The organism is Nocardia africana NBRC 100379 (assembly GCF_001612635.1).
In the GTDB taxonomy this organism is placed as follows: domain Bacteria; phylum Actinomycetota; class Actinomycetes; order Mycobacteriales; family Mycobacteriaceae; genus Nocardia; species Nocardia africana.
Genome location: NZ_BDAV01000011.1, coordinates 372,134 through 390,704 on the forward strand (window position 1 = coordinate 372,134; position 18,571 = coordinate 390,704).

Below are 18,571 nucleotides of genomic sequence, written 5' to 3' on the forward strand. Positions count from 1 at the left end.
GCGGTTCCGGGGAGCGGAACAATCGTGGGGCCGCCGCTCGGGTGGCGCTTGACTCGAATACATGGACGACCTGATCGACGCGCGAACCATCGCGCTGGATGCGGCACAGCGCGTCCTGAATGCCGCTGCGGGACAAGCGAAATCACTCGATGTCCGGGTCGCGATCGCGGTCGCCGACCGGTCCGGACATCTCGTCGCCTACGGCCGGATGGACGGCGCCCCACTGCTGTCGGGGCAGATAGCGCAGGACAAGGCCTACACCGTGGCGGCATTCGGACTGGCGACCCACGAGTGGTTCGACCTGATCAAGGATGATCCCGCGCTGCTACATGGAATTGTGAAGACGGATCGTCTGATCGTGTTCGGCGGTGGCGCAGGCATTTACGTGGACGGTGGGCTGGTCGGCGCCGTCGGCGTCTCGGGCGGCAGTGCGGAACAGGATCGCCGCATCGCCGAAGCCGGCGTGGCGGCGGTCTCGCGGTGATCCTGCGAATCGTGTTCCACCAGGGGGAACGAGTACCGGCGCCGAGGAGCGGCGTGCCTACCGTCGGAATACCGGCTTGCGCCTAGACCGTCAGAAGGAGATATCGCTGTGCCATTAGTCGAGGTCACCATAACGGAAGGACGTTCGCCCGAACAGATCCGGGCGTTGATTCACGAAGTCACCGGCGCTGTCGAACGTTCCGTGGACGCGCCTTTGCCCGCCATTCGTGTTGTCGTCCGGGAAGTCGCGACGACGCACTGGGCAGCCGGTGACATCACCATCGCGGAGCGGCGTGCCTCCGCGCGCGCGGATTCCGCGCGTCCCCACTGATTCGAACGGAGCGGTTCATGCCTGCGAAGAGCTCATTTGGTCATGTCATCGACGGCAAGGAGGTCGACTCCGACGACGGCGCCACCTTCGATACCGTCGACCCCTGGACGCGGGAGCCGTGGGCCGAGGTGGCACTCGGCGGCGCGGCCGAGGCCGATCGGGCGATCGTCGCCGCGCGCCACGCCTTCGACGAAGGACCGTGGCCCAGAATGGGTTTCGCCGAGCGCGGCGCGATTCTGCACCAGCTCGCCGACCTCATGGAGGAGAACTCCCGCGAACTCGGCCTCGCCGATTCCCGGGATATGGGCAAGCCCTTGGCGCAGAGCCAGGGCGTGGATGTGGTTCGCGCAGCGCACAATTTCCGGTTTTTCGCCGACCATGCTCGCCTGTCCACGGGTGAGCAGCTGCCGATGCCGGGGCACCACATCTACACCCGCTACGAGCCGGCCGGCGTGGTCGCGGCCATCGCACCGTGGAACTTCCCGCTGATGCTGGAGACGTGGAAGGTCGCGCCCGCGCTGGCGTGGGGTAATACCGTCGTCCTCAAACCCGCCGAGGACACTCCGGCCTCAGCGACCATCTTGGCGCGCCTGGCGCTCGAGGCGGGTATGCCGCCCGGCGTCCTCAACGTCGTGCACGGGTACGGGCCGGAGTCGGCCGGACAGGCACTGACCGAGAATCCGGCGGTCGACAGGATCACCTTCACCGGTGAATCCGGCACCGGCAAGATTATCGCCTGCGCCGCGTCGCAGCACCTGACCCCGGTCAGCCTGGAGCTCGGCGGTAAGGGCGCGAACATCGTCTTCGACGACGCCGATCTCGACAACGCGGTCGACTGGGCGATCCGGGCCATCTACACGAACGCGGGACAGGTGTGCCTCGCCGGTAGTCGGCTCTTCGTGCAGCGCGGCATCCACGACGAATTCGTGTCGCGATTCACCGCCGCTGCCGAGGCCTTGGTCATCGGTGATCCCAAGGACACGGCGACGCAGTTCGGTCCGCTGGCCTCGAAACAACATTTCGACAAGGTGAGTGCGTACCTCGACCTCGCGCCGAGCGAGGGCACGGTACTCACCGGCGGCCGCGGCGAGGGGTGGGTCGTCAGACCGACAGCCGTGACGGGTATCGATCCGGCGTCCTCGCGACTGTTCCGCGAGGAGATCTTCGGGCCGGTGGTCGTGATCGTGCCCTTCGACACCGAGGCCGAGGCCGTCGCCCTCGCCAACGACACCCGCTACGGCCTCAATGCCATGGTGTTCTCGGAGAACTTGAGCCGAGCCCATCGCGTCGCCGCCGCGCTCGACGCCGGGACGGTATGGGTCAACTGCTTCTTCATCCGCGACCTGCGGGCACCCTTCGGCGGCAGTGGCGATTCAGGCATCGGCCGTGAAGGTGGAAACTTCAGCCGTGAGTTCTTCACCGAGCCGAAAGCCGTTGTCATGCAAATCGCGCCATCAGCCATGGACTGAACGGTTCGACAGCTCGGGGCGGCGGATATCGGTGGCCCGGTGTCAGCCGTTCATTGGAGCGCGCCTGGATGGTCTGGTTCCGGCCCGGATAGTTCGGAAGAGGGTGTTGATGTACCGGTTCTCGCCGAGCGCGCCTCGCAACCGCGCGTCCATCCGTCGCCGAAACGGACCGGCCGCGAAAGTTCCGGCGTCCGTTCACAACCCGCCGATCGGGTACGCCCGTGTTGAGCACGGAAAGTTCTCTGTCGGTGTTCACCGCTCGCCGCCTCCGAGCTCCGGCCGGTGAACCGCCGCTCCTCGGAGCACCGCCGGCGCTCAGCCACACGAACCGTCGGCGGAGCAGTCCTGGTCGTCGCGTTGGTGGCCGCGGCGAGCCTCGCGGTCGAAGATGCCGATGATTTCGCACGGTCCACCTTCGGCGCCGATCGCGTGAGGCAGCATGGTGGGGAACTCGGCGGCCTGGTTGGTCGCGACCCGGAAGCGCCGGTGGCCCAGCATCAGAATGGCGGTGCCGGACAGGACGACCAGCCACTCGCGACCGGGGTGGGCGCGCATACGCGCGGGGTTGTCCGGCGGTGGTTCGGTCATGCGTCGACGGACCACGCTCATGCCGGGTTCGGCTTTCATCGACCAGCGCATGATTCCGTGCGCTGCGTCGATCATGGGGCTGATCACCACATCGTCGGCGTCGGATTCAACCAACTGGTCCAGCGTGGTGTCCAGGGCTCGGGCGAGGGTGACCAGCTGATCCAGCGCCAGGCGCCGGTGACCGTTCTCGATCCGGGAAAGGCTGGATTGACTCAGGTGGGCTCGGGCGGCCAGTTCTTCCAGTGACCAACCCTGGGCCACGCGAAGGGCGCGGATGCGCTTGCGTACAAGGCTGTCCAAATCACCGTCTTCTTGCGTCATAGGCAAGAGTGTATGCCGATGACGCAAGGCGTGGTTACCGTCACCAGTGGATCGACCGGACCGGCGGCTGAACCGGCCGACTCAGGCCACCCCGGCGTCGATCTTCGCCATTCCCTTTTCCGAGAGGACGCCATGAACAACCCACCCACATCCGGCGGCGCTGGTGACGCGGCACCGGACGCCGGTCGGCTGCGAGCCATCCTGGTCGCGGTCTCCCTCGCGCTGATGGCCGTCATCGCATCGGTCTCGGGGCTCAACGTTGCCCAAACCCAGATGGCCGTAGAGTTCGGTGCCTCTCAGAACACCGTCTTGTGGATCATCAATATCTACACCCTCACCCTGGCCGCGCTGCTGCTGCCGCTGGGCGCCCTTGGTGACCGCCTGGGACGCAAACCCATGCTCGTCGCGGGTCTGGTCGTCTTCGGAGTCGCCAATGCGGTCGCCGGGCTCGCCCCGAGCGCCGAGGTGATGATCGGCGCGCGCGTGGCCGCTGGTATCGGTGCGGCGATGATCATGCCGATCACCCTGGCCGTCATTACCTCGACTTTCCCAGAAGAGCAGCGCGGCAAGGCGATCGGTGTCTGGACGGGCGTCGCCGGTGGTGGCGGCATCCTCGGGATGTTCCTGTCCGCCCTGCTGGTCGACATCGCCGACTGGCGATGGCTGTTCCTCCTTCCTCTCGTGCTGGTCCTGGCCGCGCTGGCGACCACCCTCACTGTGGTGCCCAATTCCCGTGAGCACGGCGGTCACGGCTTCGACACCGTCGGCGCGCTGATCTCGATCGTGGCTGTGGTCGGTCTGATCTTCGTGCTGCAGGAAGGCCCCGACCGCGGCTGGACCGCACCGGCCACCCTGATCAGCCTGACCCTCGGTGTCCTGGCCACTGCCGGGTTCATCGCGTGGGAACTGCGACGCCGCGACGCGGCCCTGCTCGACGTGCGGTTCTTCGGTGCGCGAGGTTTGGCCGGCGGTTCGATCACACTGCTGGTCGTCTACGGCGTGCAAGCCGGTATCGCGGTGGTCCTGTTCCCGTTCTTCCAGGCGGTGCTCGGCTGGTCCGGGCTGCTGGCCACGGTGGCGACGCTGCCCATGGCCGTGGCCATGATGCTCACCTCCGGCCTGGCGCCGACACTGTCCGAACGGATCGGCGCCCGATCCACCATGGCAATCGGGACCGCGGTGAGCGGCCTGGGTCTGGCGCAGATGGCCGCATTCGCCTCCGTCGAGGGCGGATACCTGTCCATCCTGCCCGGCATCATCGCCATGGGCGTCGGCATGGGCCTGGCTATGACCCCCTCCACCCACGCCATCACCAGCTCCCTACCGCAGCAGAAGCAGGGCGTCGCTTCGGCACTCAACGACGTGACTCGCGAGTTCGGCACCGCCCTCGGCGTCGCCCTGCTCGGGGCGCTCGTGGCCACCGGCTACCGCCACTCCATCGACGGCAAACTCGACGAAATCCCGCATGACACTGCCGATATCGCCCGTGGCGGCGTCGCCAATGCCCTCGATGTCGCCGCCGGCGCGGGCGAACACGCACACGAACTGGTCCAGGCGGCCAGGCAGTCCTTCGTCGACGGGTGGCAACAGGCGATGTGGGTGGGCGTCGCCGTCCTGGCCGGACTGCTGATCTACATCCTGGCGCTCGGCCCGAACACCCACCTTGCCGAGCCCGCCGACGACGCCGAGACGCCTGAGCACCTCGAGGGGGCTGGTGCTGTCGGCGGGTAACCCCACTGTTGTCGGACCGACCGGTCGGGTCTCGTATTGTTGACGTGTGCTGGAGGTAGGTGCCCTGGTCAAGAAGTCGGCTGACAGTGACCACGTCTTCGAGATCGTCGAGATCGAGGACGACGCACGGGCACTCATCGCGCCGACCGGGGAAACCGCACACGCACCGGGTTCGTACTCGTACTGGTGGCGGCTGCGGCTGCTCATCCCCGCCGGGGGGACCACTCCGGGACAGTGACGCTCAGCGGACGTGGTTGTAGCGGGCTGGATCCCGGGTAGCCGTCCTCGCGGCGGGGTGTTCGGGTGCTGATCCTGGGCGGGCCCGCACCTCGGCCGGAGACTCGTCTACGTCGGCACTGTCGGCACCGGGTTCTCGGTCCAGCAGCGGCGGGTGCTGCAGGCGCGGCCGGACGAGATCGCCCGGGAGACAATCCCGTTCGCGGTGCCGCGGCGGTTATGGCCGCGGCCGGTGTACTGGAGTGAACCCGGCCTTGTGGTGACGGTGTTCTATCGAGAATTCGCCACTGCACCGCGGCATCCGAGCTGGGCCCGATTGCGTTCCGATGAGGATCCCGCGATGTCGGGCTGCCCGCCCGACCCACTCCACCCCGGTTCAGCTGCGGCGTTTGGTTTGTCCCTGCAGGACAGGATCAGCGACTGCGGGGCGGACCGATCTCGGTGTCAGTGACCGCGTCAGGTCGCCGTCAGTGTGCTGTCAGCCAGGCCGGACACAGTAGGTCCATCGAACACGACAGCCCCGGCCAACGAACCGGCCGGGCAACTGCCACAACAGATTTCGAAGGAGACCACCATGTACGCCACTCTCGCCCTGACCGCCCAGGACCAGCTCACCGTGCGCACCGCCGCCTACGGCGCGGTCTCCCTGCTGGCCGCCGGATCGAGCAAGCCCCACAAGGCCGCCACCGCGGGATCGACGGCGCTGCTGTCGGCGACCGGCACGGTCGGACACGTCCTCGCGGCAAAGTCCAAGGACATCAAACTGGCCGGCAAGTCCGTCGCCGAACTCGCCGACCAGGTGCTGCCCGCCCTGACCGCCGCGGTCGCTCTGCTCGAACAGTCCGATCCCGCCGAGGCCGACAACTTCCGCACCATCGTGCGGGTCGCGATCGAGGCCGCCACCGCCGATGTCCGGCCCGGCCCGGTCACTACCGAGATGATCCGCAAGATCACCGCCGCCATGCACACCGCGTAAGCCGTCAAGCGGCGGACCGGCAGGACAAGGCCGCCAGTCAGCGTGAGGCCGGCGGCCTTGTGCGACGAGTTGTCCTGGGGGAGATCGCTACTCGGCGAGGACGCCTGTGGCGGCGGTCGGAATCACTGTGTAGTTGGACTGGACGACTCCGCCCCGCCGGCCGCCCTGGACCGCTGGCTGCCACCAGTAGGTCCCGACGCGCGTGCGGAAGGCCAACCTTTTCCCGGCGGCACAGTGCGCTGACGCGAGGATTCTCCCGAATCGGGTTGCTGCAGAGGCTGTTTGCCAGGGCTGGAGTCAGCTTGCCGCCAGGTCCATGCGGAGAAACTCGGTGATCCGCATCAGCCGCGGTGGACGCGCCGCGTCGGGGAGATGCCGGAACGCCTCGGATTCACCGATCAGGCGCGGGTTGTCGAGTTCCCTTGCCTCCCCGTTGATTTCCAGCCGTGCACGACCGGACGCCAGGACCTTCTCGAATACCGGTCGCTACCGGTCTTCGTGTCCTGGTGCGGTCGGCTGGGGAAGGCGAAAGCCCTTGATTGCCAGCCATGTACCGAGCGAGAGCTCCCACAGGGCTATCGGGAAGGCGGCGAGACCGGCGAGCGGGGTGCCCTGCGCGTAGGCGCCGAAGAGGATCGCTATGTCCGAGGCGAGCAGCAGCGGCGCGCCGACGAAGCCCACCAGCGGAATGATGCGCGGCACCAGCCCCGAGCGGTACAGCACCGAACCGAGGAACAACGCATTGACGACAGGCATCAGGCTCTGCCCGAGCAGAAACGTTGCATCGTGGACCGCCACGAGTGTCCGGCCCGCCGTGATCAACGAGGCCGCGTCCGCGCCGGCTCCTGCGCCGCCTTGTCGCAGCGTGACGACCGACAGCACGGTGCTCACGCCCACGAGAATGAGGCCGGCCTCCAGCACCCGAGAGCTCACGAAGCCGATGGCCGCTGTCTCGCTGTACCGCCGTGCTACCGGGAACAGCGCCACCGCGGTGCCTACGCACGAGAGAGCCAGGATGACTTCGAGAAACGCACCCCACAGCGCACTGCGGGCATCACCGGCCCCGAGAACGAAGTCCGCGTGATCCAGGACGGGCTTGTAGAGCAGGAGAGTGGGTATCGAGGTGACGAAGGTGACCAGGTACAGCGCGCCGGCGACGAGGGCGCTGTACCGCATCGTGTCGCCGGCGCGCCGCGGTGTCCGCGCAGGTGCGGTTGTACCCATGGTGAACTCTCTCCAGAAATGAGGTGTACGGGGTACACCTTCGGTGTTCCCAAACCGTAGGTGTACACTGTCCACCTGTCAAGATGGCGCCACACGGCGGGCGCGTCCACCGGCGGGGAAGGGGCACGGGTGGTTCAGCGAGCGCGGCAACACACACCGTCCGAGTCGGGTGACCCGGACGGTGTGATGCCCGGCGATGCCCAAGGCCGTCGACGCACACCGCTCAACCGTGATCGGGTGCTGTGCGCGGCAGTCGCGTTGGCGGATCGGTCCGGTCTCGCCGGGGTGAGCATGCGCCGGCTCGCTCAACACCTCGGAGTTGTCCCGATGGCCTTGTACAAGCACGTGGCGGACAAGGAGGAACTGCTCGACGGCATGGTCGATCTCGTCGTCGCCGAGTTCACCCCCGCCGATCCGGCACTGCACTGGAAGGACGGTGTCCGGCAGTACGTGTTGTCGGCGCGGCGAGCGGTACTCCGTCACCCCTGGGCGCGGCAGGCGATCGAATCCCGCACTCGGCGAACGCCTTCCGTGCTCGCGTACATGGACGCGGTGGCCGGCATGTTTCGTGCGGGCGGGTTCTCGGTGGATCTGACCCATCATGTGATGCATGCCCTGGGCAACCGCATCTGGGGCTTCAGTCCCGAACTGTTCGACGAATCGGGGCACGATCACGCGCCGCCACCCGACCCGCAGGCGCAACAGGCGATGATGGCCGAATTCGGCCGGCGCTACCCGCATATCCTGGAGATCGCGACGGTCGCGACCGGCGGCGATCTCTCCGGTGTCGGCCAGGGCTGCGACGAGCAATTCGAATTCGAGTTCGCCCTCGATCTGCTGCTCGACGGCGCCGAAAGACTGCATCGGCTGGGCTGGAATTCGCGCGACCCCAACGTGTCTCGCCCGCGCTAGTGTGCCGATTCGGTGCTGAGTCCCCGGGAACCGGCCCCACCTGGTCGGCGACCCGGTCGCGATCCTCCGGATTCCGGACCGGGGTTGAGGCGGCCCGCGAGTGGCGCCGATTCGCCTGCTGGGCCGCGGCCGCACCCACCCGAGACACGCACCCCGGCAGCTCGAATCTGCCGGGTGCGTGTATTTCGTCGCCGTCGGGTGCTCGGTCACCGTGGGGGTCCCCGCAGCTTTCGGAGCCTTCGTGTACCTGGTGACACCATCGTTAACGGCACGCCTAATCGCGTGTTGCGCAAGGCGTTTCACTGCACCGTTCGATCGTCGGCTTCAGTTCTCCACGAATTCGAAGGGTCGTCGAGGGCGACGAGAAACACCACTATGCCCCCCATCTCCGGCAGCGATCAGCCGTGCATCACGACCTCGAGGCGGGAAGCATCGGGGAGGTGGGTACTGAGCGTGGTCAGCTCGATCGCGATCCGTCCCGCGCCGGGAGCGAAGGATATCGAATTGGTCTCGTTGTGGAACATGTGCCGGGATACGCTACCCACTCCACCGCTGTCCACATTGCGCCAGTTGACGACCGCGACCAGCGACGACCCGCATCCGGCGCTGCCGGTGCCGGCGATGTCGTTGGTCTGGTAGCCGATGGAGACCTGGTCGCTGTCATCGAAGATGTTGGCCTTGGCGTCGATGGTCGTCGCGCACGGACCTCCATCGAACTGTGCGGTCAGCGTCGGCATACCGGTGTGCGACTCGGCCGATGCCGGCGCAGCTTGAAACAGAAGCGCGCTACCGACGGCAGCGAGGATGGAAACAAAGGCGGGAGCGTGCATGGTGTCCTCTCGCGGTTCAGGTCCTACACGCTATCGACATACGGGCTCAGGTTCCATCGACCGCGCCACCCTGAGTCCACCCTGACCCAGTAGGTCCGCGGAGCGGCAATCCGTTCGCGAACCCGGCCGCGACGCAACTGCGGTCACTCACAGCCATCGAGCAACCACTTGGCAACTGCCCCCGCGAACATATACTCGATACATGGCCGAGTGGATCTTCTTCATGCATCCGCCTCGCGACAATTTCATCGCCACCATGACCGTAGACGAAAGATCCGCATTCGCGGCACACACGGAATGGCTGGCGCGCCTGGACGCCGCCGGTGTGCTGCTGGTGGCCGGGCCCACTCTGGGCACGGTCAATACCGGCGTCGGTATCTTCACCGCCGACGACGAGGCTGCCGCACGGCGCATCATCGCTGATGAGCCTGTCACCACCGGAGGCTTCATGCGCGGCGATCTGCGGCCGATCCAGCTCGGCTACCTCAACCCCCGCACCGAGAGCGAACCTGTCACCTGACCGTCGCGCCAGAACGATGGCTGCGCGGTCCGATCACTACCCGGCGAACCACACCGAGCGCCAGTCCGTGGTATCGGCGGTGAAGTCTTTCCCTACCATCGGAGGACCGACAATGGCCATCGCGCATCCGATCGAGCATCACGAGATCATCGATGTCACCCGCGCCCAGCGCCCCCGAGTGCTGATGGTGGTCGCCAATCCGGCGACCTCGACGACGCTGAACATTCCAGTCGGCTTCTGGGCCGCCGAACTCACACATCCCTACTACGAATTCACCAGGGCCCGTTACGATATCACCATCGCCAGCCCCGACGGCGGGCGGGTCGAGATGGACGCCATGTCCGACCCGCGCGACGAGAGCCGCTGGTCGGCAGACGATCTGATTACCATGGGCTTCGTCAACACCCCCGAATTGGCTACCCTGCTGGACAATAGCGCTGAATTGGCTGATCTGAGCCACGACGACTTCGATGCCATCGTGGTCTGCGGAGGTCAGTCGCCGATGTTCACCTTCCGGGGTCGCAAGGATCTGGCCGCCTTGATCGGGGCATTCCACGCGGCCGAGAAGCCGACCGCGGTGCTGTGCCATGGCACCTGCGCGCTGCTGGACGTTGTCGCCGACGACGGCACGCCGCTCATCAAGGGCAAGACCATGACCGGCTTCGCGAACGTCGAGGAAGACTTCTCCGATCAAGCTCTGGGCCGCACCGTGATGCCGTTCCGGATCCAGGACGAGGCCACCGCGCTGGGCGCCAACTTCGTCACCGGCGGCCTGTTCCGCGCCTTCGCCGTCCGCGACGGCAACCTCATCACCGGCCAACAACAGTATTCCGGCACGAAAGTCGCTCGGATGGTGATCGGGTCGCTGGGAATCTGAGCAACTCGAACCTGCGCCGAATGCGCAAGCACCTGCGACTGCCCTCCAGCCGACGCCGGCGCGCCGGCTGATCCACTCGATCTGACAGCTCTCAGCGGACTCGGCCTGCCGGTCCACGTCGCCCTGCCACACCACGGCCGGCCGTGGCACGCCGAAACGCCGGGCGTCGGAAAGTGGTCAGAGCCGCAGCACGCTGCTTCCGAGGCTGAGAACACTGCTGCCCGCACTGAGCAGCAAGCTGATGATGCTTTGAATGTCCATGTCCGATCTCTTTCCATCCGAGGAAGCCGGGTCGAGCTCCGAAGACGGATAATCCTCCACCGCCGCCGCCCAGCCCCGGCGAACCTTCCCATCAATGGCAAATTGCTCGGACGAACGGTCTGTCAGCCGGACAGATCGGGGTTCCGGGCCGGCGGGGCAGAAGGTCGAGATGCGACTCACCGATCCTGCCGATGCGCTCTACACCCGCCGACTGCGCCGCCGATCCCGGCCGCCGGTTTCAATGAGCCGAATTGAGCGCGCTTGGCTTGTCTGAGGTGTGGGCATACTCAGCTGGTTGCGACGTCGCCAGCTGCAGGCGGTTACCGCCGCGGCTAGGGTCAGGACCGCTCCGCCGGCAATCACAACGACCGGCCGGTCGTAATCCGGTGTCGCGACGGCGGTCACATTGAGCATGGTGTGAAACAGAATCGCGGCCGGGACGCCGTGGCCGGTCACATTGTGCAGCCAGACGATCAGCACTCGTCCGGCGACGGTTCCGGCGAACCACCCTGCGATCCACCAGAACTCATGTCCAACCTGGACAAGCGGTACCAGATGCCATGCCGCCCAATAAGTTCCCAGGGCGATGCCCGTCCACGCCGGGCCCCAGCGTTGTTGCAGAGGATCGGTCGCATAGCCGGTCCATCCCAGCTCCTCACACGTCGCCGCAAACCATGTTGCGATCACCGCGAAAGGCAACGCCGCCAAGGCAATCGGAACACCCCCGTCGACCGCGCCGAGCATGCGGGCGATCCCGTAGGCCGTGCCTCCGGTGACCAGCGGCAGACCTGCCGCCGCCAGGTACCACGCCTTATGCGTAGCGGCCGAATAGTCGAACGTACTCCGCAACAACGCCCGCACCGCGGACCTGCCCTCGTCGCGGTACACGAGGAACACCGCCGCGAGCATCGGCACCAGGAACATCATCGCGCTCGCAGGCAACTCCAGCGCGCCCACCTGCACACTGTCGACGACAGCGCCCAGCACGAAGAACGGCAGCGACATTGCGGTAACCAATGCCAGGAACAGCAGCGGACGCCGCCGGGAACCAAGCTCACAACCCATCGCACCAGCTTGCCGTACAACCAGCCGCGCTACGTGATTCCCGCCGCGTGCACCTCCATTTTTTGGGCGCCTTTCGTCGTTAACGGCCTCCGAGAATCACCCGATGAGACGGCCATGAGTCCAAATCGGCAGAAGGTTCGACAATTCTCGGCGCGAGCCGGTGTCCTGGCCGGCGTTGCTGTCGCCGTGTTGGTCGGGATGGGTGGGCCCGCCACCGCGGTGCCCGATGATCCGGCGGTTCCGTTCACGCCGACTTTGACACGAGTTCCCGGCGGCAACTGCGCCGCCATCATCGATGCCCAGACCGTGCCGCAACCCGGATCCGGCCAGTTCGGCGTCCGGGTAAAGATCACCCAGACCGGACAGCTCTGCGGCGGGTACCGGGTGGCGGTGCGCTGGCACAATGTCGACTCCGGTTACAGCGACGGGCAGTCGCAGCACGTCGACGCCAACGGCGTCATCGACGCCCCCGACGGCATCATCACCGGCATGGGCACCGCGCCGGGCGCCGGGCGGGTGGAAGCCAAGATCATCACCACTTACGAGGACGGCCGCGAGATGGAATACGTCGCCGGCACAGCCACTTTCACCCTCGCCTGACCAGATCGACCAAAGGAGTCAACCTTGTTCGCACGTCGTGGAATGTTCGTCGCCGTCCTGCTCGGGGCAGCGGCATTGGCCGGCAGCGCCACCGCCACCGCTGCTCCGCTCCCATTGGAAGCGGCCACTCAGTCTCCCAGCGACCCCGTCGCCGGTGGCCTGTGCAATGCCGATCCGGTCATCGCGCTGTGGTGCCTGCTCGCCAGCCCCTCGGCATAGGCGTTCTTCCCTCGCTATGGGCCCGGAACCTTCTCCGATGCCGCGGGCGGTGAGCCCGCGGCATCGGCGGTTCGAGCGGCGCCGTATGCCGGTGTGGTGGTCAGCTGTGGGCCGTTGTTGTGCGTGTGGCCAGCCAGTCGCGGTAGCGGGTGGTTGCCAGGCGGGCGCCGACGCCGGCGGTGAGAGCGTCGCGGGGTGGCAGGGCGAACTGCCCGGCGGTCGGGCCGGTGCTGGTCATGCGGTGGTCGCCGGCGGCGTCGATGCCGACGATCGACAGCAGTACCACGTGACCGACGCCTGCGCGGTGTGCGGCAGCATGCAGATTGCCGACCGTGGCCCGGAAGAAATCGGCCGCGCTGTCGTCGGGTATCGGCGCCTGGGTGGCGTCGATCGCAACGTCGATCCCGGTGAGCGCCGCCGCCAGGCCATAGGTCGACACCGGTCGATCGCGACAGCACCGACACCTCGTTACCGGCTTCCGACAGCGCCGCCACGATGCGCGTGCCGATCAGTCCCGTTCCGCCCAGAACCGCGATCCGCAGCGGTCGAACCTGTTGTGTTGCAGCACAATTCGTGAAATCCATCGAAGGTGTCCTTTCAGGCGAAGATGGCGCCGGGATCACCGGTGAACCAGGTGTTGTCGATGCGCATCCGCGAGATCAGCCACCGATCGCCGTCGCGCCGCAGCTCGACCTCGTACGGGTTCTTCAACAGCGCGTGGGACCGAAGAGTCGGCGATGAGCAGGTGCTGAGCCTCCACAGGGCGGTCATCGTGGCGGTGTCGCCGTCGATGCTGATGCGGGTGTTGGTGACCTGGTGGGTGGTGTCCGTCGACGAGCTTGCTGAGCTGCCTGTGATCCATCTCGCCGGTGAGGCCACCCCGACGGCCGATCTGCCACCCGGCCCGGTAGCCACCACCCTGCAGGAGGCGCTGACCCTGGTCGGGATCGGCCACGGCGTCCTGCCGATCGGTGCGCACGCCCAGCGCTACCACGCCCGCCCCGACGTCACCTACCTGCCGCTACGCGACACACCACAGCTGGAATGGAGACTGGTCTGGCTCGCCGACCGCACCAACGCCCGAATCCGCGCCTTCACTGCCGCCGCCCTGACCTTCACGGGCGACAGACCCTGAACCCACCCCTTGCCCGAAACGCCGACCCACCCAGCCGATAGCGCCTGCGGACAGGCATTTCGGAGACCTCTGCGATCGAACCACCGCTCAGTCGCCAATCATCAAGTGGCGCAACACAACCCAGCCTTCGTCGATTCAGACAGGCGAGGTGGAACCGCCGTACGATCGAAGCCGGCAGGGCAGTGGTGATCTACTGGATTCATGATGGCACGGGAAACTCCGGCGACGCTCACCGAGGCACTGCTGGCGGGCCCACGCGGTCGTCGTCTTCTCCTCGAGTACGCGCGCATCGCCGACGAAGGTGCGCGTGAACACGCACAGGACTCCTTCTGCTCCGGAGTGTTCTACGCCGCCCACCACCTCGACGCGGGAAGCGGGACCACATGCGTCATCTATGGACCCGACGCCGACCAACCCTTCCCGACCGTCCCGCCCGAAGAGGTCGCGCGGCGGCTGGCGGACGTGCCGCTGCCCGATGTGACGGAAAAGGACCTGCGTGCCGCCCTCGCGGCGGCCACCGACTCTGCCCGATACTGGCAGGAGCCCGACGGCGAAGATGTTCTCGCCATGACGGACCCGATCCTTCGGGAACTGCGGAGCGTCGCCGAACATATCGGTGCGTCGGAGCACGCTCGGTGGTGGACCACCGGCGTCGCTCGCGACGAGCAGTGGTCATTGCGATGGAGCAAGCGACACAACCGGGTTGCTCCGGTTCGGAAAGTGCTCACCGCATGGCTACGCCGGGTCGTTGCTGAGGAGAAACGCGCGGCGCGGGAACGCCCCACCGATCCGACAGCCGCCCACTCCGGCGAGTGGTGGTCAGCGCCGCTCGGCGTTGCGTGCTCCACGCGGGCGCTCGATGACGGTTCGCCCGCGGCGCTGTGGTTCGTCGAAGACTCCGCGGGTGAGAATCGCGCCTGGGCTCGGCGACAGATCGTCCCGGGAGACATCGATACGTTCGAAGTCGACGGCGCCGCCGCCTGGGGGCATCTGTGTCAGCGGTTCCCGCTCGAGGTCACGGCGCAGAAACGCCACGACTGGTACCGCACCACGGGCCGCGACGGACGGTGGGTTCTGCCCGACTGGCATGCCGTCGCCGAGGAGTACGGGGGAGTGCACCTCACCGTCGCGGGCTATCTCGCGGCTGCGGGCATCGCTATCGATGTCGACGGTGACACGGCGTCGGTGATCGCGGGATGGGCACCCGACGAAGCGTTCTGGCTCACCGGTGACGTCCGCGCCGAGGGTGACATCGTCGAATGGGTGCGCAACGACATGGACGAGACGTGGGCCGCCGTCCGAAGACCGGGCTGATCCGTGAGATCCAATTGCTTCCGAGGTATCAAGCGCTACCGCAGGATTCACGCCGAACTGCCCATGGCGACGGACATCAAGGTCTGCCCCCGCAGTCTCGGTTCTCGTGACCTTGGCCGGCATCGGCGGACAGCCGGTCTCGTCACAGACCAGTTCGGAAAGGGACGATAATCCCGCGACGTCCTTCTTAGTGAGTGAACTCACTTGACATTGTCAGAGCTGCCGTCAACACTGAGTGAGTTAACTCACTCAGTCGGAGAGGGTGCGGATATGCAGGAGGGTTCGAGACAAGAGTCCGGGCGGCGGTTGGTGTTGCGGTCCAGGCTGGGAGTGGCTGTATTGGTACTGCTGTGCGCTGTTCAGTTTCTTGACATCGTGGACTCGGCGATCGTGAACGTCGCCTTGCCGTCCATCCAGCACAGTTTGCAGGTCACACAACAGAATCTGCAGTGGGTGGCCAGTGGCTACATCTTGACTTATGGCGGCTTTCTGCTGCTCGGTGGCCGTCTGGGCGATCTGATCGGCCGGCGCCGCATGCTGTTCGCGGGTCTGGTGGTGTTCGCTTCCTCGTCATTGACGGCCGGACTGACCGACGATGCCGGGCTGCTGATCGCGGCGCGGCTTGTGCAGGGCGTCGGGGCGGCGTTCATGGCTCCCGCGGCGCTGTCCGAACTCACGACGAGTTTCCGCGAGGGCAAGGATCGGGCCACCGCGCTCGGAGTGTGGGGCGGCATCAGCGGCGTCGCCGCTGCGGCGGGTGTGTTCCTCGGGGGAATCATCTCCCAGGGGCCGGGCTGGCGGTGGGTGTTCTTCGTGAACCCGCCCATCTGCGTCGCGGTAATCGCTTGTGCCGTAATGCTTCTGGCGGACGATCGGCCCAACCGGACCGGGCGGGCCGCCTTCGATTCGCAGGGCGCGGTGCTGCTGACCGGCGGCATGCTGCTGTTGGTGTACGGACTGGTGCGCGCACCGACCGTGGGCTGGGGCTCGCTTTCCACCGTCGTGTGCCTGGGTGGATCGGCCGCTTTGCTCGTCGCGTTCGCCCTCAACGAGGCACGCACCCGTGATCCGCTGGTGCCCGCGGCCGTTCTCCGGGTGAAAGGGCTGGTCGCAGCGGATCTGACCCAGCTGATCGCGTTCGCCGGGTTCTTCTCGCTGCTCTTCTACGCCACCCTCTACATGCAGGAGATCCTGCACTACTCGCCGATCCGGGCGGGATTCGCCTACCTTCCGATCACCGCAGGGTTCGCCGTCGCCGGAGGCGTTGCGTCGCAACTGATCACGCGCGTGGGCACCCGCTCGGTGATGGTCGTGGGCTGCCTGCTCGCCGGGGCCGGCATCTACTACGTGTCCAGGGTGCCGGTGCACGGCTCCTACCTCGGAGATCTGCTGCCGGGATTTCTCGTGATGTCGTTGGGGGCGGGGCCGGTGTTCGTCGCCGTCACCGCCGCGGCCAACGCGGGCGTGCCGCCGCACACGGCCGGGCTGGCGGCGGCATTGCTGAACTCGTCCCAGCAGGTCGGCAGCGCGTTCGGCCTCGCAATCCTGTCCGCCGTCGCCATCACCCGCACCAACAACCTGATCGCCGCGGGCGCGTCCACCGCCGTGGCCGCCGACTCCGGCTATCACCGGGCGCTGCTTGTCGGGGCCATCCTGATGGCGGTCGCGGCCCTGATCGCCCTACGCACCGGCAATACGCGCATGCGAGCCCCGCTGGTGATGGTCGACGCGGAAGCGTCGTATTCTGCTGAGTGAGATGACCGACTCATGCCAGACTGCGGCCGTGCCACCGGCACCCATGCCCCGGACAGCGACTGGGATTTCGGCATCTACTATCGCGGCAGCTTCTCACCCGACCGACTGCGTGAGATCGGCTGGTCCGGACGCGCCATGCGACATGACAGTGCGTTTGGTTACCGAAGCCTTGGGGTGATCTTCCGACGCACAGCCTCGACGTGGATTTCCTGGCTATATTCCGTTGGGCTCGACAGGTCCCGTTGGCGTGAAGCGGCATTCCCCAGACGTATGTGTGCGAGTCTTTTGCTCACCTCGGTCCAGTTGTCCTGTTAGTCGATCTTCTCGGCGGCTCGCAGGTGTGCCATGGTATCGGCGTCCGGGTGGAACTCGACCCGATATCGCGGTGGGTAGAAACCCTCGACCGGTCGCAAATCGATTGCCGTGGACAGTGTTTGCCAGGGAACGAAGAAGGTCGCGCCGGTGTCGGGGTTGGTCAGGCTGACGTTGTTCGCGCGCGGTAAAAGTGTGGGAACCGTATCGGTCCACGGCGTCCAGGTCGTTTCGACACCGTCCTTCTTTCTCACCGCGCCCAGCTTCGCGGCACGATCGTCGGTCAATTCCGCGTCCAGGTCGGCGCGCAGATGCTCGTACTGCTGCTCGTATACGTGGGCGGCCAATACTGTTTCCGCGGAACGGATCTCACGCCACGCCGCGTGAGTTCGCGGCACCCGGTAGGGGACCAGCCGGCCGTGGTCGTCGAGGGTGTAGGGCACTGGCGACACCTCCCGCAGCGCGTCGTCGAACAGTTCCCGCGCGGTGCGGACCAGATGGAGCACGTGCTCTTCGGAGAATTCCGCACCGACGAGAACACCGGCGTTCTGCGCGACGAAAACGATCGGCCGCGCACCGGCTTTCGTGCCGATCCCCGCCAGCCATCCGTCCACCAGTGGCAGCGACCCCGCGTAATCGTCACCGCTGGTGTCGGGGATGTAGAGCATGCCGCCACGGTCGCGCGGGTCGTAGCGGCCGATCGTATCCAGGCCCAGTTCGGCCATGTTGGCGCGGGCGGTGTCGAAGACGGTGTCCGAGTCGACTCCCCACTCTTGGAGCTGGGCCGGGTTCGTGTTGTGCATTTTGGTCTGTCCGTCGATCACGGCCGTCTCCATCAGACAGGGCAGAATCGGGCGCCACAGCGTGTGGTCGGCGAGCCGCGCCCCTTCCATCCGCATGTCCAGGTTCCCGGCCTGCCGGATCAGCGGCCGCAACCGGTCGGCGACAGCCGCCCAGCCCTGTCCCTGCCCGCGTTCCTCGGGCGACGGCAAGTCCACGAACTCGAACAGCAGCCGCCGGGCTTCCTGATCGGAAACACTCTGACACCGCTTGAACACCGTCTCCAAGCTGATCCGCCCCCGCTGCCGATCGTGTGTCTCGTAACCGATCACGAACTCCGTCGCATCGAACTCGGCCCACACCACCCGCTGCTGTGCCCGCACCATCGCCAACGCCTGCTCCCCGAACTGCCTGCGTTTGGACCCGAACAGCCTGCCCCTCAAACTCATGCGCCGAAATGTACGGCAGAACCCCGACAGAAGCGTCAACAGTTCACATTTTCAAATTGTGATCACGGCTTTGCGACGACCGCTCATGCTGACGGGATGAGGGTGTGCTGATGGCTCGTCCGATGCCGAGCGCAGCGGTAGGTCCTTGCAGGCGTGCACGGACGAAACTGCCTGCGGAGCAT

22 protein-coding genes and 2 pseudogenes are annotated in these 18,571 nt (G+C 66.5%); 16 read left to right on the forward strand and 8 right to left on the reverse strand.

Features of this window, described 5'->3' with window-relative positions; translation table 11 throughout:
• Positions 1–61: 61 nt before the first annotated feature.
• The 3 genes from NA3_RS20795 to NA3_RS20800 all read left to right on the forward strand — a co-directional run bounded on the left by NA3_RS20795 (position 62) and on the right by NA3_RS20800 (position 2,283).
• On the forward strand, positions 62–484 hold the full coding sequence (locus NA3_RS20795; RefSeq protein WP_062965256.1) for a GlcG/HbpS family heme-binding protein: 423 nt from the start codon (positions 62–64) through the stop codon (positions 482–484).
• Positions 485–592: 108 nt separating this feature from the next.
• A complete protein-coding gene (locus tag NA3_RS36130; RefSeq protein ID WP_084491713.1) occupies positions 593–814 on the forward strand; it encodes a tautomerase family protein in 222 nt (73 codons plus the stop codon).
• Positions 815–831: 17 nt separating this feature from the next.
• Positions 832–2,283 carry an aldehyde dehydrogenase gene (locus tag NA3_RS20800; protein ID WP_062965257.1) on the forward strand — a complete coding sequence of 484 codons (1,452 nt, stop codon included), beginning with the start codon at positions 832–834 and terminating at the stop codon, positions 2,281–2,283.
• 315 nt (positions 2,284–2,598) lie between these two features.
• On the opposite strand, the gene NA3_RS20805 is transcribed toward NA3_RS20800, so the two are convergent.
• On the reverse strand, positions 2,599–3,192 hold the full coding sequence (locus tag NA3_RS20805) for a helix-turn-helix domain-containing protein (protein ID WP_062965258.1): 594 nt from the start codon (positions 3,190–3,192) through the stop codon (positions 2,599–2,601).
• A 132-nt stretch (positions 3,193–3,324) separates the two neighbouring features.
• Between NA3_RS20805 and NA3_RS20810 the strand changes: the two genes are divergently transcribed.
• The 4 genes and pseudogenes from NA3_RS20810 to NA3_RS20820 all read left to right on the forward strand — a co-directional run bounded on the left by NA3_RS20810 (position 3,325) and on the right by NA3_RS20820 (position 6,136).
• Positions 3,325–4,923, forward strand: coding sequence for an MFS transporter (locus tag NA3_RS20810; protein ID WP_062965259.1), 1,599 nt, complete (start codon positions 3,325–3,327; stop codon positions 4,921–4,923).
• Positions 4,924–4,969: 46 nt separating this feature from the next.
• Positions 4,970–5,161, forward strand: a complete 192-nt coding sequence (locus NA3_RS20815) for a hypothetical protein (RefSeq protein WP_062965260.1) — start codon at positions 4,970–4,972, stop codon at positions 5,159–5,161.
• A gap of 105 nt (positions 5,162–5,266) precedes the next feature.
• A pseudogene (locus tag NA3_RS39300) lies at positions 5,267–5,611 on the forward strand (ATP dependent DNA ligase); the annotation flags it as partial.
• A 123-nt stretch (positions 5,612–5,734) separates the two neighbouring features.
• A complete protein-coding gene (locus NA3_RS20820) occupies positions 5,735–6,136 on the forward strand; it encodes a hypothetical protein (RefSeq protein ID WP_062965261.1) in 402 nt (133 codons plus the stop codon).
• A gap of 486 nt (positions 6,137–6,622) precedes the next feature.
• On the opposite strand, the gene NA3_RS20825 is transcribed toward NA3_RS20820, so the two are convergent.
• Entirely contained in the window at positions 6,623–7,360 is a 738-nt protein-coding gene (locus NA3_RS20825; protein WP_062965262.1) for a DUF4386 domain-containing protein, read from the reverse strand.
• A gap of 186 nt (positions 7,361–7,546) precedes the next feature.
• On the opposite strand from NA3_RS20825, the gene NA3_RS20830 reads away from it, so the two are divergent.
• Positions 7,547–8,272, forward strand: a complete 726-nt coding sequence (locus NA3_RS20830; RefSeq protein WP_062965407.1) for a TetR/AcrR family transcriptional regulator — start codon at positions 7,547–7,549, stop codon at positions 8,270–8,272.
• 398 nt (positions 8,273–8,670) lie between these two features.
• Here NA3_RS20830 and NA3_RS20835 read toward each other — a convergent pair whose 3' ends face one another.
• Positions 8,671–9,009 (reverse strand): hypothetical protein, encoded by a 339-nt coding sequence (locus tag NA3_RS20835; RefSeq protein ID WP_062965263.1) that lies wholly within the window; start codon positions 9,007–9,009, stop codon positions 8,671–8,673.
• Between the two features lie 295 nt (positions 9,010–9,304).
• On the opposite strand from NA3_RS20835, the gene NA3_RS20840 reads away from it, so the two are divergent.
• The gene (locus NA3_RS20840) at positions 9,305–9,622 is read left to right on the forward strand and encodes a YciI family protein (protein WP_062965264.1); all 318 of its coding nucleotides are present in this window, start codon (positions 9,305–9,307) and stop codon (positions 9,620–9,622) included.
• 67 nt (positions 9,623–9,689) lie between these two features.
• On the forward strand, positions 9,690–10,499 hold the full coding sequence (locus tag NA3_RS20845) for a type 1 glutamine amidotransferase domain-containing protein (RefSeq protein WP_218021866.1): 810 nt from the start codon (positions 9,690–9,692) through the stop codon (positions 10,497–10,499).
• A gap of 177 nt (positions 10,500–10,676) precedes the next feature.
• Here NA3_RS20845 and NA3_RS37015 read toward each other — a convergent pair whose 3' ends face one another.
• Together NA3_RS37015 and NA3_RS20850 are read right to left on the reverse strand one after the other, a co-directional pair.
• Entirely contained in the window at positions 10,677–10,940 is a 264-nt protein-coding gene (locus tag NA3_RS37015) for a hypothetical protein (protein WP_128145227.1), read from the reverse strand.
• 18 nt (positions 10,941–10,958) lie between these two features.
• Positions 10,959–11,765 (reverse strand): CPBP family intramembrane glutamic endopeptidase, encoded by an 807-nt coding sequence (locus tag NA3_RS20850; RefSeq protein ID WP_062965266.1) that lies wholly within the window; start codon positions 11,763–11,765, stop codon positions 10,959–10,961.
• A gap of 174 nt (positions 11,766–11,939) precedes the next feature.
• On the opposite strand from NA3_RS20850, the gene NA3_RS20855 reads away from it, so the two are divergent.
• Positions 11,940–12,425, forward strand: a complete 486-nt coding sequence (locus tag NA3_RS20855; protein WP_062965267.1) for a hypothetical protein — start codon at positions 11,940–11,942, stop codon at positions 12,423–12,425.
• Between the two features lie 24 nt (positions 12,426–12,449).
• Positions 12,450–12,644, forward strand: a complete 195-nt coding sequence (locus NA3_RS37020; protein WP_128145228.1) for a hypothetical protein — start codon at positions 12,450–12,452, stop codon at positions 12,642–12,644.
• A 100-nt stretch (positions 12,645–12,744) separates the two neighbouring features.
• Here the strand turns inward: NA3_RS37020 and NA3_RS20860 are convergent, their stop codons facing one another.
• Positions 12,745–13,083, reverse strand: a complete 339-nt coding sequence (locus NA3_RS20860) for an SDR family oxidoreductase (protein ID WP_062965268.1) — start codon at positions 13,081–13,083, stop codon at positions 12,745–12,747.
• Between the two features lie 158 nt (positions 13,084–13,241).
• Positions 13,242–13,523, reverse strand: a complete 282-nt coding sequence (locus NA3_RS36140) for a nuclear transport factor 2 family protein (RefSeq protein WP_218021867.1) — start codon at positions 13,521–13,523, stop codon at positions 13,242–13,244.
• On the opposite strand from NA3_RS36140, the gene NA3_RS38225 reads away from it, so the two are divergent.
• The 4 genes and pseudogenes from NA3_RS38225 to NA3_RS37715 all read left to right on the forward strand — a co-directional run.
• Positions 13,417–13,779 (forward strand): type 2 periplasmic-binding domain-containing protein, encoded by a 363-nt coding sequence (locus tag NA3_RS38225; RefSeq protein WP_218021881.1) that lies wholly within the window; start codon positions 13,417–13,419, stop codon positions 13,777–13,779. The genes NA3_RS36140 and NA3_RS38225 overlap by 107 nt on opposite strands.
• A gap of 201 nt (positions 13,780–13,980) precedes the next feature.
• Positions 13,981–15,093 carry a hypothetical protein gene (locus NA3_RS20870; RefSeq protein WP_227995221.1) on the forward strand — a complete coding sequence of 371 codons (1,113 nt, stop codon included), beginning with the start codon at positions 13,981–13,983 and terminating at the stop codon, positions 15,091–15,093.
• A 270-nt stretch (positions 15,094–15,363) separates the two neighbouring features.
• A complete protein-coding gene (locus tag NA3_RS20875) occupies positions 15,364–16,848 on the forward strand; it encodes an MFS transporter (RefSeq protein ID WP_084491718.1) in 1,485 nt (494 codons plus the stop codon).
• Between the two features lie 27 nt (positions 16,849–16,875).
• Positions 16,876–16,977 (forward strand): annotated as a pseudogene (locus NA3_RS37715) (nucleotidyltransferase domain-containing protein); the annotation flags it as partial.
• Positions 16,978–17,159: 182 nt separating this feature from the next.
• Here NA3_RS37715 and NA3_RS20880 read toward each other — a convergent pair.
• Positions 17,160–18,389: a hypothetical protein gene (locus NA3_RS20880; protein WP_128145229.1), complete on the reverse strand. Its 1,230-nt coding sequence runs from the start codon at positions 18,387–18,389 to the stop codon at positions 17,160–17,162.
• Positions 18,390–18,571 lie beyond the last annotated feature (182 nt).

Bases quoted from the DNA above. Each gene is read 5' to 3' on its own strand.
- NA3_RS20840 (WP_062965264.1), top strand. From the start codon at position 9,305: ATGGCCGAGTGGATCTTCTTCATGCATCCGCCTCGCGACAATTTCATC.
- NA3_RS20835 (WP_062965263.1), bottom strand. From the start codon at position 9,009: ATGCCGACGCTGACCGCACAGTTCGATGGAGGTCCGTGCGCGACGACC.
- NA3_RS20870 (WP_227995221.1), top strand. From the start codon at position 13,981: ATGATGGCACGGGAAACTCCGGCGACGCTCACCGAGGCACTGCTGGCG.
- NA3_RS20850 (WP_062965266.1), bottom strand. From the start codon at position 11,765: ATGTCGCTGCCGTTCTTCGTGCTGGGCGCTGTCGTCGACAGTGTGCAG.
- NA3_RS20795 (WP_062965256.1), top strand. From the start codon at position 62: ATGGACGACCTGATCGACGCGCGAACCATCGCGCTGGATGCGGCACAG.
- NA3_RS20820 (WP_062965261.1), top strand. From the start codon at position 5,735: ATGTACGCCACTCTCGCCCTGACCGCCCAGGACCAGCTCACCGTGCGC.
- NA3_RS20830 (WP_062965407.1), top strand. From the start codon at position 7,547: ATGCCCGGCGATGCCCAAGGCCGTCGACGCACACCGCTCAACCGTGAT.
- NA3_RS20805 (WP_062965258.1), bottom strand. From the start codon at position 3,192: ATGACGCAAGAAGACGGTGATTTGGACAGCCTTGTACGCAAGCGCATC.
- NA3_RS20880 (WP_128145229.1), bottom strand. From the start codon at position 18,389: ATGAGTTTGAGGGGCAGGCTGTTCGGGTCCAAACGCAGGCAGTTCGGG.
- NA3_RS20855 (WP_062965267.1), top strand. From the start codon at position 11,940: ATGAGTCCAAATCGGCAGAAGGTTCGACAATTCTCGGCGCGAGCCGGT.
- NA3_RS20825 (WP_062965262.1), bottom strand. From the start codon at position 7,360: ATGGGTACAACCGCACCTGCGCGGACACCGCGGCGCGCCGGCGACACG.
- NA3_RS20875 (WP_084491718.1), top strand. From the start codon at position 15,364: ATGCAGGAGGGTTCGAGACAAGAGTCCGGGCGGCGGTTGGTGTTGCGG.
- NA3_RS20800 (WP_062965257.1), top strand. From the start codon at position 832: ATGCCTGCGAAGAGCTCATTTGGTCATGTCATCGACGGCAAGGAGGTC.
- NA3_RS20810 (WP_062965259.1), top strand. From the start codon at position 3,325: ATGAACAACCCACCCACATCCGGCGGCGCTGGTGACGCGGCACCGGAC.